This window comes from Pseudomonas sp. E315 (assembly GCF_055406205.1).
The window spans coordinates 132,273-144,740 of record NZ_JBUZPJ010000007.1; the positions used below are offsets into that span (position 1 = coordinate 132,273).

19 protein-coding genes are annotated in these 12,468 nt (G+C 55.1%); 7 read left to right on the forward strand and 12 right to left on the reverse strand.

Annotated features, from left to right (window positions below):
• Positions 1-7: 7 nt before the first annotated feature.
• The 11 genes from ACZRJQ_RS12230 to ACZRJQ_RS12280 form a co-directional block, all read right to left on the reverse strand.
• On the reverse strand, positions 8-1,699 hold the full coding sequence (locus ACZRJQ_RS12230; protein WP_463978617.1) for a terminase large subunit: 1,692 nt from the start codon (positions 1,697-1,699) through the stop codon (positions 8-10).
• A 2-nt stretch (positions 1,700-1,701) separates the two neighbouring features.
• On the reverse strand, positions 1,702-2,109 hold the full coding sequence (locus ACZRJQ_RS12235; RefSeq protein WP_169862949.1) for a hypothetical protein: 408 nt from the start codon (positions 2,107-2,109) through the stop codon (positions 1,702-1,704).
• A 132-nt stretch (positions 2,110-2,241) separates the two neighbouring features.
• Positions 2,242-2,574, reverse strand: a complete 333-nt coding sequence (locus ACZRJQ_RS12240; protein WP_463978618.1) for an HNH endonuclease — start codon at positions 2,572-2,574, stop codon at positions 2,242-2,244.
• Positions 2,571-2,771 carry a hypothetical protein gene (locus ACZRJQ_RS12245; RefSeq protein WP_463978619.1) on the reverse strand — a complete coding sequence of 67 codons (201 nt, stop codon included), beginning with the start codon at positions 2,769-2,771 and terminating at the stop codon, positions 2,571-2,573. The genes ACZRJQ_RS12240 and ACZRJQ_RS12245 overlap by 4 nt, the downstream gene beginning before the upstream one ends.
• 60 nt (positions 2,772-2,831) lie before the next feature.
• Positions 2,832-3,161, reverse strand: coding sequence for a phage holin, lambda family (locus ACZRJQ_RS12250; protein WP_463978620.1), 330 nt, complete (start codon positions 3,159-3,161; stop codon positions 2,832-2,834).
• Between the two features lie 229 nt (positions 3,162-3,390).
• Positions 3,391-3,954: a hypothetical protein gene (locus tag ACZRJQ_RS12255; protein ID WP_463978621.1), complete on the reverse strand. Its 564-nt coding sequence runs from the start codon at positions 3,952-3,954 to the stop codon at positions 3,391-3,393.
• Positions 3,954-4,169, reverse strand: coding sequence for a hypothetical protein (locus tag ACZRJQ_RS12260; protein WP_169839254.1), 216 nt, complete (start codon positions 4,167-4,169; stop codon positions 3,954-3,956). The genes ACZRJQ_RS12255 and ACZRJQ_RS12260 overlap by 1 nt, the downstream gene beginning before the upstream one ends.
• Positions 4,170-4,171: 2 nt before the next feature.
• Positions 4,172-5,467: a tyrosine-type recombinase/integrase gene (locus ACZRJQ_RS12265; RefSeq protein ID WP_463978622.1), complete on the reverse strand. Its 1,296-nt coding sequence runs from the start codon at positions 5,465-5,467 to the stop codon at positions 4,172-4,174.
• The gene (locus ACZRJQ_RS12270) at positions 5,464-5,718 is read right to left on the reverse strand and encodes a DUF3310 domain-containing protein (protein WP_463978623.1); all 255 of its coding nucleotides are present in this window, start codon (positions 5,716-5,718) and stop codon (positions 5,464-5,466) included. The genes ACZRJQ_RS12265 and ACZRJQ_RS12270 overlap by 4 nt, the downstream gene beginning before the upstream one ends.
• Complete coding sequence (locus tag ACZRJQ_RS12275; RefSeq protein ID WP_463978624.1) at positions 5,718-6,512, reverse strand: ATP-binding protein; 795 nt, start codon at positions 6,510-6,512, stop codon at positions 5,718-5,720. Before ACZRJQ_RS12275 ends, ACZRJQ_RS12270 begins: the two co-directional genes overlap by 1 nt.
• Entirely contained in the window at positions 6,502-7,299 is a 798-nt protein-coding gene (locus ACZRJQ_RS12280) for a phage replication protein (protein WP_463978625.1), read from the reverse strand. The genes ACZRJQ_RS12275 and ACZRJQ_RS12280 overlap by 11 nt, the downstream gene beginning before the upstream one ends.
• Positions 7,300-7,543: 244 nt before the next feature.
• Between ACZRJQ_RS12280 and ACZRJQ_RS12285 the strand changes: the two genes are divergently transcribed.
• Positions 7,544-7,804, forward strand: a complete 261-nt coding sequence (locus ACZRJQ_RS12285) for a hypothetical protein (protein WP_463978626.1) — start codon at positions 7,544-7,546, stop codon at positions 7,802-7,804.
• 358 nt (positions 7,805-8,162) lie between these two features.
• On the opposite strand, the gene ACZRJQ_RS12290 is transcribed toward ACZRJQ_RS12285, so the two are convergent.
• Positions 8,163-8,393: a helix-turn-helix domain-containing protein gene (locus tag ACZRJQ_RS12290; protein ID WP_463978627.1), complete on the reverse strand. Its 231-nt coding sequence runs from the start codon at positions 8,391-8,393 to the stop codon at positions 8,163-8,165.
• 59 nt (positions 8,394-8,452) lie between these two features.
• Between ACZRJQ_RS12290 and ACZRJQ_RS12295 the strand changes: the two genes are divergently transcribed.
• The 6 genes from ACZRJQ_RS12295 to ACZRJQ_RS12320 all read left to right on the forward strand — a co-directional run bounded on the left by ACZRJQ_RS12295 (position 8,453) and on the right by ACZRJQ_RS12320 (position 12,398).
• On the forward strand, positions 8,453-9,115 hold the full coding sequence (locus ACZRJQ_RS12295; RefSeq protein ID WP_463978628.1) for a LexA family protein: 663 nt from the start codon (positions 8,453-8,455) through the stop codon (positions 9,113-9,115).
• A 581-nt stretch (positions 9,116-9,696) separates the two neighbouring features.
• Positions 9,697-10,080 (forward strand): LuxR C-terminal-related transcriptional regulator, encoded by a 384-nt coding sequence (locus ACZRJQ_RS12300; RefSeq protein WP_463978629.1) that lies wholly within the window; start codon positions 9,697-9,699, stop codon positions 10,078-10,080.
• A 318-nt stretch (positions 10,081-10,398) separates the two neighbouring features.
• Positions 10,399-10,746 carry a hypothetical protein gene (locus tag ACZRJQ_RS12305; RefSeq protein WP_463978630.1) on the forward strand — a complete coding sequence of 116 codons (348 nt, stop codon included), beginning with the start codon at positions 10,399-10,401 and terminating at the stop codon, positions 10,744-10,746.
• 81 nt (positions 10,747-10,827) lie between these two features.
• Complete coding sequence (locus ACZRJQ_RS12310) at positions 10,828-11,076, forward strand: hypothetical protein (RefSeq protein ID WP_169839267.1); 249 nt, start codon at positions 10,828-10,830, stop codon at positions 11,074-11,076.
• Between the two features lie 83 nt (positions 11,077-11,159).
• Positions 11,160-11,756, forward strand: coding sequence for a hypothetical protein (locus tag ACZRJQ_RS12315; protein WP_463978631.1), 597 nt, complete (start codon positions 11,160-11,162; stop codon positions 11,754-11,756).
• Between the two features lie 42 nt (positions 11,757-11,798).
• On the forward strand, positions 11,799-12,398 hold the full coding sequence (locus ACZRJQ_RS12320; RefSeq protein WP_463978632.1) for an Lcl C-terminal domain-containing protein: 600 nt from the start codon (positions 11,799-11,801) through the stop codon (positions 12,396-12,398).
• Positions 12,399-12,468: the final 70 nt, after the last annotated feature.

Here is a 12,468-nt window from a genome sequence, read left to right on the forward strand (position 1 = left end):
ATTCAGCCTATGAGTTCGAGCCAACGAGTCCGAAGAACCCATCAGCCAGATAATTGTCGAGCCCACTTTGGGCTTGGGGATTGAGCGACAGCAGCGAGATGGCGTTGAAGGCCGCCATTAATGGGTCGATCTTCGCCAAGCCTGAAGCTTGCTTGGTGATGAGAATGGCGTTTCCGGCCGGTACCACACGCGCGTTGCCACAGCACCAGGCCATCATGGGTTGCCCGCCATGAATCAAGCCGCCCTCGGCCAGTTTTCGCTCGGTCGTTTTTATCGCGCCGTTGAGTTTCCAGCCTTGGCTGATACCGATGATTTTGTCTTCGGGAATCCCGGCCTCTGCGAGCGCGTCAAGAATGGCGCCAATGCCCGAAGGGTCGAGCCCGACCTTGTCGAGCAAGCCCGCCGCCTCGACTCTGGCCACCAACTCGGCAACCTCTTGCACGTCCTCACCGATGTTTTCCACCAGGGTCAAGTCGCCGTTGGCGGCGAAGTCCTTGAAGCGCGGAGCTTCGCTTTTTCGCCGCTCAAGTACTGACGGGTGAGCCCAGGCATGTGTCCAGAGCACCCATTGACGGGTCAGCTTGTCGCGGCCTGCCGCTGCAAAGCCGAGAAGATCGTCCAGCCCGCCGCCATCGATACCGACATCAACAACCTCGGATCGGTCGATCAGCTGTTCGAAGGTCAACCCTTCTGGCGCAGCCTGTACCTCCCAGAATTCCGCACCGGCCCAACGGTCAGAACGCAGGTTAAGGCCTATCTCGATATTGAGGTGCTTAGCCAGAAACTGCTGGAGCGTACCGTCTGAGGCGCCTTGCTTTTTCTTGAGCTCGTCCCCCAACCACTCGGCGCTCACCGAGCGGCCTATGTTGGGGTTGGTGATGTAGAAATTTTCAGACCTGAGGTAGGCCTTATCCTCAATCATTTGCAGGGGAAATTCATACAGAACGCCCAGCGTCTTTTTATCAAGAATCTCGCCGTCTCGGACTTTGCGCCAATAGCTCAGTCGCTCCTTAAACACACCCGCAGGAGGTTCATCACTCTGGGTTGTCAGGAAGATGACCCAGCCTTCTTCGCGGGAAATTTGCCCGCCGAGAGCTTCCATAAACATGGACTCGGCACTGGCGCGCTTACCGAAAACCCAAAGCTCATCTACCAGGACCTTGCCGGACTTTTTGCCAGAGACGGTATCCGTATCAGCCGCGACAACCTTCAACGAATTTCGGGTCGTGCGATCTGTAATGGTTCTGATGTGGTCCTGAATATGGAACATCGCTGACAACTCTTCATCAGCGCGAACCATTGCAGCGGCGGGCTTGAATGCGTTGTCGGCAACCTCACGGGTTGGCGCCAGAATCAAATGTTCTTCTTCCTCACGCCAACACAAGATCAATGCCGTCAGCATGATTCCTGCGGCAATGGTGCTCTTCGTGTTCTTCTTGCTGATTAGCAACCCAAACTCACGAATCAGTTGCTTGCCAATCTCCGCGTCATAAGCACCAAAAATGCAGCGTACAAAGTCAAACACCCATTCATCACAACAGTCAGCCATTCGAGGCTTGCCTGGGAGATCGGGAACTCGAAGCTCCTTGAAAATAGCAAGGGCGCGCTCAGCTTCTTCAACAAATATCGGTGGCGGGATAATTGATTCGCGGGCGATCAACCGCCGCTCCCAGTCGGGGCATGCTGTTGACCACTCCATATTTAAACCTGCTTACCGTTCGTTGCGACTAATTTGGGAGGTGCTTGTCGGGAGAATTTTCCAGCAGCCTGCTCGGCGGCTTTTTGTTTCTCATCCTTCTTGCCGCCATCTGCTTTTTTGACGTGGGTGTATTGAACTGCGGCGATGGCCGCTCGGACTTGTATCGGACTTGCGTCCAACTGCCCTAGGGCAATTCGTGTCAGCAACGACAGCATATCCATCTCCGGAGCCTCAACCGGGACCGCCCTTTCGCGCTTCAACGCCCCGCCGTGCGGCTGCGCTTCCATCTCTACAGTTACCGCTGTGCAATTTGCTGATTCTGCTGGGACCTTCTTTTTGCGCCCAGCGCCCGGCCGAGCGCCGCCAGAGTTGGGGCGAGCGCCTCCACTCTTGCCTTTAACGCCTGCCATTTGCTGAATTCCTTTTTCAAAAAGGGGAAATAATCTGCGCGTGAGAGGGGGGGTGGTCTAGAGCAATGGCGCTTCCCATATTTTGACCACCCCCCCCTTAATTCAAGGGGAGTTGGCGTGCCGCAAGCCAACTCAGAACCCTTGAGCCTCTTCGCGCTGCTTCTTCGATGAGTGGCAGGGGGCACACAAGCTCATCCAGTTGTCGCGATCCCAGAAGATCGTCATATCACCTCGGTGAGCCACGACATGGTCGACTGTGTTAGCTGCTGCCACCCTTCCCTCACGCTGGCAGTACACACAGAGCGGGTTGTCATTGAGGTGAACCAGTCGTGCTTTCTGCCATTCGTAGTTGTAGCCGCGCTGACTTGATGTGGTCTTGCCTGTACGCCAAGACCCTGGCACTGCTGTGGCAAGACGATTAGCCTGCGGTTGAAGCCGCGTGCCCAGCGTCCTTAAGCGGCTCAAGGCCAATGACGGACAGGTGCGCCGCTCAAGTAGGTTTGGGCGATAGCGTCTGACTCGTCACCATCACCGTCATCTGCCAACGCTGTGATCAAGTGGGTTTGTTGAGTCGCTATCCGTTCGAGGATCGCTGTTTGCCTGATCTGTTCGGCCAGCACCTGGCTTAGCAGGCCAGCCAAGGAGTTCTGCTGCTCGCTCATATGCGATCGCCTTCCACTTGTTGAGTCGTTCGCGCCGGGCGGCGCATCCGTTACAGGCCATCAGTCAGATCGCCGTGGCAGCTTGAAGTCAGCGAAGCGGTCAACCATCTCGGCGATCTTCTTCACACCCAAGAAACCAATCCAGATACCTGCTGGTGTTGCGAGGCTGGACGGCAAGCCGAAGTACTCCAGCACTGCGATCAGGCTGGTGGTTAGCAGCATGCAGATGGTTGCTTCGAACAACGCCTGTCGCCGTGTACCACCACCGTAGATGATGCGGGCCACTGCCATCGCGGCTGATGCTAACGCCGCGTAGATCGTCGGCGAGTGCTGACTCAGCCACGCGAGCGCGATCACCCAGGTGTCTGGCTTATCAGGCATATGAGGCATCCGGTGTCCTCCCTTGCGGGGAGTGAAAGAAGTTCAGCCCCGACTGCACTCCCGGCTTGGAGCTACGGGTGTGGCGGGGCCGAAAACGAAAAAGCCCCGGCAAATGCCAGGGCTCGATGAACTGTAGAAAGCAAAAAGCCCCGCTCAATGGCAGGGCTTTAGCTGGTCGATCCTCATAACGCGCAAAATCGACATGATGGGGTTAATTTACGGCGAGTCGGCGAGTCAGTCAAGCGGCATCAATAAAGATTTCTTCCACGTCGAATATCTCAGTGGCATGGATCACAGCCCCTTCTTCAAGAGCTTCCAAGCGTTTACCAATGCCAGCCCTCCAGTCTCGTCGAGTGCGCTCAGGTGAAGCCTCAAGATCCCAAGTGTTCATGTCATAGAACTCGGCAGGCAGCACGATCATGTCAGTGGAACGCTTACCAGACTGAACGCCCTTAAGCTTCGGAATGGCCCAGGCAGTCACGGCTTTGTAGATAAACAGCTGCGGTGCTGGTGAGGCAATCCGGCTGATTAACCGCCCTATTGCCCCGACCTTGTTGGCCTTGTGCGTCGAGTACTTCGCCACCAGAACATCCCAATGCGCCGGGACCAGTTCACGGTGCAATAAGGCATACAGGCAGCAGTCATAGTCGAATTTGTCACGCACCGAGATACCAGCGCCCTGCCCGCCAGAGCGCAGTTCGGCATCAATCAGTTTCTGCCAGCTCTGCTTGGTTGAGTTGTCGATGTTGTCTGCTGCAAGCACGCGCACCAGAGTGCCCATCACGTCTTTGTAAATACCCATCACTTAACCTCCAACGCTGCTGACTGGGTGGACTTAAAAGCCCGCACACCACATCTGGCTAACACCATGTTCTGGCAGGCATGGATAGCGCTGCAAAACTCGTTCTGTCCCATCGGATGTTCAATGGGCAACTTCAGGTATTCATTCCAAGCATCACCCAGCATCTGAGCAACCTTGGCTTCTTGATCAGTCAACTCAGCAGCTGCGGTGACCATTTTTAATCCTCGCCTATGGTTGATTTCTGAATAGCACTGCACGCCACGCCGTTAGCGGCCTCCAGCGCATTAGCAGATTCTTCATATCTAACGCCTGTCTGCCCGTGGATCAGGTTAAAACCCTTCTGGTCTAGATGCGCATGCCACTTCTCCAGCGCGTCACGCTTGCGACTCATCATGTCCGACTGGATATAAACCATGACGTTGTGCCCCATCGCGTGGTTGATCAGCAGCTCACCAATCAAGTGGTCGATGCCAAGGTCGGCCCACTCTGTGCGTGCCACCTTACGCAGGTCATGACTGGTCCACTCGCCCTTGCCAAGCCGGGTAAACACAGCAAAGGACTGGCCTTCGCTCAACGACTTACCATTGCGTGCTGGGAACAGGTACTGGCCGTCATAGCCGCGTGCGGTCTGGGTTTCGCGGTACTGAATCAACAAAGTACGCACCTGATCCGTCAGCGGCAGGCGATGCTCAACCCCTGTCTTAGTGTGCTCAGCCGGAATAAACCATTCGCCCTCGGCCAGACTGACATGCGACCAGCGTGCTTGACGGGTCTCACCGATACGCGTGCCGTGGCACAGCATCATCAGGGCCAGCATGGCGTCAGATGGATTGCCATGAAGCGCCTGGCTAAGCTCACTTAACAGATCCTGCAACTGCACACTGCGCAGGCGTGATGGCTTAATCCGTACCTTGGCCTTAGAGAAGTCGCTGAACTTGATACCCGCCATCGGGTTGGACGCTATCCGATCCAGCTTTAACGACTGCCTGAACGCCAAAGCCAGCAACTGAAACACCAGCCGCACGTAATCGATTGAATGTGTCTCTTGCAGCGGCCACATCAGCAAGGTGTCGAGCGTAGCCTTGTTGACTTCAACCAGCGGCAGGTCACCCAGGCGCGGGATCAGGTGACACTTCATCGCCGAAGCGGCGGTATTCTTGCGCTTGCTAGACAAGTTTCGGTCGAGGGCCATGCGCGCGGCGTACCAGGTCAGCAGCTCACCCGTGGTGACCCATTGAGAAATACTTGCCCCCGCATCCGCCGACACACGCAAGCGAACAGCAGGAAGCTCAGCAATCACCTGCTTGGTGCTCAAGTCCGGGAAAGCACCGATGCGATGCCATTGGCGCTTGTTCAGCAAGTACCAGGAGCCACGCGACCTGTTCTTGGCAAACCGAAAATGCAACGCTGGATGACCAGCGTCCCGCAAGTCACGCACATGCTCAAGCTTGGCCTTGCGCCCAATCTCGGCATCAGACAGCTTCACCGTCAGGGTTTTGATCAGCGCGCTCATCGTTCAGCTTCCCTTGGCGGCGGTACATCAGCCAGCTTAATTTCGCTCCTGCGCTCAAGCTCAATCAGGATTTCCAGAAAGTGTTTCGCTTTCTCCAAATCAGCTAAACCACCCTTGTCACGCCACCGCGTCACATACTTAATTACGCTGCCCTCGGCGAAAGGAATGCCATTGGCGTGAATGAACTCAATAGGCTGAATTTTCAGTGACTTGTAGTGGTCGCCAGATACCTGCTTCTCCAGTGCGCTCATCAAAAACCCTCCTTGCCGCGCTGCGACTCCCATTCGAAAGGCACAACAATTACGCCCCCCTCGCGCAGACGATCAACGCACCGCTCCCCCATGGCCCCAGTCAGAGACTTACCATCAAGGTTCGAAATAATCACGGTGGGTCGCATCTGCTCGTAACGGCCATTGATAATCGAAAACAAAGTGGTCAACTCGAAGTCGCTAGGGACTTCCTTACTTACTCCAATTTCATCAAGGACCAGAAGCGACGGGCTGATCAAGCTGGTAAGAATCGTGCTCTCCGTGCGATCCCCACCAGTGCCGTATGTCGATCTAATGTCATGCAGGATCGTGCCGATTGTTCGGTAAACGGCAGTTGCTGATGTTTGACGCATAACTTCATTGGCAATGGCTGCGCCCAGGTGCGTCTTGCCGGTGCCCGGTTTACCCAGCAGCAGCAAGCACCGGCCAGATTCGGCAATCTCTGAAAACCTAGCGGCATACTTGCTACAGATGCGCAAAGCCTCTTTCTGCTCGGGTGAAACTACGATGTAGCTCTTGAGGGTTTTGCCGACAAACCGTTTCGGAATCAGTGCAGCCCCAAGCTTTCGGGATAGCTCGTAACGCTCTTTATCCAATATGAGCGCGGCCTCATCTTCCTTGGCAATACGCGTGCATTCAGGGCACCCGGTCTTAAAAATCTTGCCGAAAATCACGTTGACTGTCTGAGCGAACTGGCCGTGATCTTCGCAAACACCAGTGGCTTTTTGCGGACCAGAAGAAGCCTTAGGCATGGCGATAACATTTTCAGATCGCATAGGTGCCATCCTCCCGCTGAGTCAGGCCAGCGGTGTAGTCGCGCTCAGCAAAGCCGCCGTGACGTGATTGCGGGAACTGGTGAACATTGCTGGCAGGGCTTACCTCGTCCTCCCATCGGTTGCCATTCAGCCAGGTCGTTGGATGCGGAATGAATTTGCCGCCTTCCTTGATCCAGTCAGCACAAGCCACTTGCTTGGCAAGACCGCTAGCGATCAAGTCGAACAGCTCGTCAGTGACCTTGAGTTTCCTCCACACCTTCTCCGCGTTCGCTCTGCCCTTCTTGTTCGGGTAAAGCTTCCAGAACTTCGGGAACAAATCCTCGGCCGCCGATGCCGGGGGCGTCGGAGACATAAGGGGATCAGGAATCAGGAATCCGGAATCAAGAGAGAGGGAATCAGCCGGAGCGCTACCATTTTTCTCGGGAGTGCTTCTGCCAAAATCCGAAGTGGTACAACCTTCTGATACAGAAGGGATAACTGACTCGGGTTCGTTGCGGTGCGGGTTCTGATGTTTGACGAAGTTATCGATTTCTATGTAGCGCTTGCCCAGCGCGGTGTAGCGAGCGATGAATCCATATTCAGCTAACCAGTCGAGCATGCCATCCATATCCAAGGAATCGCGATAAGGGAACAACTCCCCCTTGATGCGAAGTGGACGATCTTCAAGGCGTCCTTCCCGGTCAGCCAAAAGCCACAAGCCTTCAAATAACAGGGTCAGCATTGGGTCAGCTACGCCAAGGACTTCATTTTTGAACAGTGCAGGTTTGATATTTCGTGCGCGGGCCATTACAAGGCCTCCTGTGCGGTGGTCGATGTAATAACGCGTGGTACTGATGCCGTGCGTGGCATCAAGTGGGTGGTATTGCCTGATGACTCAATGATGCTCATAATGACTTCCGTAAGTTGTAAAGCTATGAAAAAGCCCGCCCGTCTACGGCGGCTTTTTTTTGCCTGAAATTCAGGCGTTATGGGTGTCCGGCGCAACCGTGGTAGCTTTTTGTTTCCACACGAAAAGGCCTCGGAGGCCGGACATGACTGATGTAACTAATAAAATCATTGCGACCATAAATGCCCAGAAAGGTGAACTGCTCGGAGTGCATGCCATGCTGTCGGCCATCGCTCGATCGCTCCCACAGACACAGTTGCAGGTGCTACTGGAAGAGTTCGATGCAGAGCTGGATGTAGCGCGATCCACCTTGGCGTACTCGCCTGTTCCGGAAGAGGTCATTTCCGGCCTCGAGAATTACGTGACGATGTGGAATGCGATTCGCCTGGAGCCAAATCAGTCTTAAGGCTTTGCTGGTAGTAGGCTTCACGGCTTTCTTTATCTGACTTGAGAGTCGAGGAGCGCAGCCTTCCCGTCAGGATCGCTTGCCGAGCCTCTTCAAGAAATCGCAAGCGATCTTCATCACTCATGAACGGCTCAAAGCTGACATGGGTAGGAGGGAAAGTTGCGACTCCGCGCCGGGTCGAGCCAGCCGCCACAAGCCCCATTACGAGACCGAACCCAGCGGAGCCAAATGAACAGCTGGCAAGAATCAAAGCATCTGTAAGCATTACGTAACTCCCTTGCTGGATGGATTAACAGCTAATCCGAGGCGCTACTGAACTGTCATTAATGGATAGATAATCAACTCAACAGCGAATGACCTATCCCTGCTTGGCTTCTCGTGCCTTGGTTTCTTTCAGGTAGATTTCTTCGATCGCTTTTCCTAACTCGTAACGAACCATTGCTCCATTAGCCGCACGGCTGATAGTTGGCTGAGTTGAATCACAAATTTCGGCGATCTCTGCCTGCGACAGACCAAGCTGAAACAGGCTTGCAAGCATTGATTTAACGGTCACAGCGCTATCTCTATGATTATTTTCATAAGAAATCATACGAAAACGGATAGCTCCACGCAATACAATTCAACTAATGCGTGAACGTATGGTGATTTATGAATATTGCTGAACGCCTTCGCTCCAAGATGCTTGAGCTGGGACTGAATGAGAGTGAGCTGGGGCGCCGCGCTGACGTCCCTCAGCCTACGATCAACCGAATTCTTTCAGGCGAGAGTGCGAGCCCAAGGCGGCCTACCATCGAGAAAATAGCCCGAGTTCTGAAGGTTTCGCCGAACTGGCTGATGTTCGGCGGAGCAGATGAATCCAAAAGCTTCGATGCCAACATAGAAATGGCTTTACAGCCTTCAAGATCATTTAGTTACCCGGAAATTAGCTGGGTACAAGCCGGGACTGCGTCTGAAGCAATGGAATTGTGTAATGTTTCCGCGTGTGCAAAACACACGTCAGACGTATGGGCTGGTGAGCACGGGTTCTGGCTAAAAGTTATGGGGCCGTCAATGACTAGCCCTGTAGGGCCGTCTTTCCCCGAAGGCTTTTTAATACTTGTCGCGCCTGAGTTTGAGCCACGATCTGGTCAATTCGTGGTTGCCAAATTAATAGATTCTAACGAAGCCACCTTCAAGCAATTCATACGGGACTCAGGCACTTACTACCTCAAGCCGCTCAACCCCTCGTTCCCAACAATCGCTATGGACGACACTTGGGCTGTGGTGGGAACAGTCGTTGACGGGAAAATGCCAAAATCAATATTCAGATAGACGCATCCCATCTGAACTAGCCATTTTGAAATCACTCTAGCCCGCCATTGCGCGGGCTTTTCTATGCGTTTGGAAATAATTATGCGAAAGCGTATTGACTGGCATTATGAGGATTCGTATAGTTCGCTCATCGCCGGTACATACCGGCAACACGGCAGAGATGCCAGGGGCAACCCGAACGCTCTTTAACAACGAACAGCTACACAGCGCCGGACGGGAAAGGTCGTTAGCGCACTCAAAGGCTGGAGCCTCCCTGAGTGTTGCCGTATCGACCTCGGTAAGTCGGCGTGCAACAACCCACCTCGAACGAAAGGAGGATTTGCAGCCATGTACACATAAGCGCTTCACCTGCGTGGCGTGGCAAGCCTGAAGGCTGCGCCCAACACCCTTACAGGCAGCGGAAAGTCAGGCCGACGATGTGACCGCGCATCAACCGAAAGGTAGGCCTACCCCAGCGCACCAGGTCAACTTGATGCAGAAACCCCAAGCCGTCGCCAGTAGCGGGCTTGGGCGCTACACGGACACTTTCACTGCTGCACCTGGACAACCGGGTGCATCGGGAAAACAACCGAGAAAACATCATGGAATCGACAATCGTAAATGGTGCATGGAAAGGCCATCTCGGCCGTGGCCTTGCGCCGCGGGAACTTCAATTTCTGCTTTCAGTTGCGCAGGGGATGACCGCCAAGGAAATCGCCAAAGCGTTCGGCATTGCACCGGGAACAGTGGTCAAGCGGTTGAGTAATGCCATGTTCAAGCTTGGCGTTCACCGTCAGGGCGCGATGATCGCCGAAGCGATGCGCCGTCAGATCATCACCCCGCTCTGCCTGCTGCTTGCCGGACTGATCGCCATGCACACCGCCACTGATGGAGAGATGGCTCGCCGCGACCGTCGCCCCACAGAGCGCCGCTTTGCCGAACTGCGCTTGATACGACGCGCAGAGCCAGTCGACCTGATCGGCTAACAAATACGAACAGCATCACCTCTGCCCATTCACTGAGTGGGCTTTGGGATGCGGACGAGCACACACCGCTTAGCGGCCCCCTGCACTCACTACCACCCAATACAACACGGAGGATTTGCAGCCATGCACATTTAACTTACCAGGGCCCGCCGACTCTGCGCGCCCCGGCCTTGCTCTCACATACGGAGGCGTTGCTGAGAGCGCAACACAGCCCAGTTTCGACTGGGCTTTTTAATGCCTGCGGTTATTCGTCAGCACCCTACTCGTCCACCGGACAGAGTGCTCACAAATACCCGCAACCTAAGTCGAGGATCGACCATGCACCCATCTTTCGCCCAGCGCGTCACTGCCCTCGAAGGGTTGCGCGCACGTACACGCCAAGCTACTGCCGAGTTTTACCAAAAGCCCGGCGTAATGCCGCCACCATTGGCGCCGCTGATCATTGTTCGCCCAAGTGGCAACAACACCTTCTCGCTCATCAATCGGACTACCGGCGAGGTCATGGCCGAGCGCACCGGCCACAACAACGCCACTAGCCATGCTCGCGAACTGGAAGCTGATATCAAGCGGTTCAACGTCAAGCAATTCGGGCGACACCTGCGGGACTGGGCGCTACGCATCAGCGCGATCCTGTTCCTGTTCGCCTTCTTCGGCAGCCATGTGTGAAGCGCGTCAACTCCCGCGCACACCAACGCCTTCGCCAAACCCAACACCACCTGCCGCCTAGCGGAATCAAAGAGACAGGTAATGGCCAAATCTCCAGCCGAGCGGAAACGCGACCAGCGCACTCGGGACAAGTTGAGTGCGCAGGAAAAAGAAGCACTTTTGCTGTCACGAAAGATTGTCACAGCCCTTTATCACAACGATGACGCTGCGCTGAAACGAACCATGACGCGCACCGGGATTGATGAAGAACAGGATTTGATATCGCGCTTCATCCGTGGCGCGGATCGCATGACTGACACTCAGTTGGCCGAACTTATCCGCTTGCAGTAACTGTCACGCCCGAGCGTCACAAACAACAAATAATCGCGCTGCGCATCCAGCTACGGAGGTCAGCGCCGGACTGGAGATTCACCGTGGACAAAAACACTAAAATCCTGATCCCGGAAATATCCGGCGACTGGACAGAACGCCTGCGCTCCGGCAGCACCAATATCTGGAATCACGCATTGCACGGTCGGCCGCATCGTAACGGCCTACCAGAAGTCCGCCTTGACCCGCCAGAAATTGGACTTTACGCAGAACTCATTGATGGCGCCTGGTACTGGGTGTCCGGCTGCGCTAAGTGCAACGAAAGTGGAGAGCGCTGGAGTTACTCAGTTTGCGATAAGCACAACGTTTGCAGGCTATGCGGCACTCACCGATCAAAGCTTACGAAAACTCCGTGGGGTCACCCAGACGGATTCACCTGCGCACCATGCAAAAGCTCCGAAGATGCAACCGCAAAGACGGAAGCGCTCGCCAAGTTCGCCGAGAGCGAATACGACGAACACGACTTTTGCGGGCTGAGCGAATGCAAGTGCCCGCACTGCGCGACGGTCATTCATATCGAGGCCGAAGACTGTCGCAATCAGAACATGGAGTGCGTCACCTGCGGCGGTTTATTTGGACTGCAAATCGAATACGAGCCGAGTTTCACGACCACGGTGATTGGCGAGCGCGTTACCGCCTAAGCCGCTCTTAAATCCAACCCACCTTAAGCAATGAGGTATCCCATGAAACCCGAAATGATCACGCTCAAGCACGGCGACACCACGATCAAGATGCCAGCTTCATCACTGGCAAAACTGGCAGTAGCCAGCGTGTTCGCCCAAGTGCTGCCTCCAGCCGCCAATGTGCAGCCTGCAACCCTTCATCCAATCCCGGAGCTTGGGGCTGTCTGGCCCGGCCAAGGTGGCCTAAACGGCGGACTGGTTGCAGCGCGCGGCGAAGTACCCGCGCACTACCTGATCATCGCCGCCCAAGACGCAGGCTCGCACGAATGGGGTGGCCGGGGTCGTGAGTCGCAGGCAGCAAGCAAATGGGATGGTTTTGCCAATACCGTGACCCTTATGGAGGGCGACCACCCGGCCGCCAAAGCAGCTACAGCCTACAGTGCTGATGGGCACGACAACTTCTATTTGCCTGCTGCTGCTGAGCTGTACCACTGCTGGCTGAATGTGCCTGAGCTGTTCGTCAAAGACACTTGGTACTGGTCAAGCTCGCAGCGCTCCGCCCACCACGCATTCATCATGCACTTCGATGTTGGCTTTCAGTACTACCACGCCAAGGGCAACGAGCTCCGTGTCCGCCCCGTCCGCAGATTGTTTATTTAATCCTTTGATCATTCGTTCTTGACCGGCTACCGGGCGCATAAGCGCCTTTTTTGTTGCCCGAAAAAAGAGG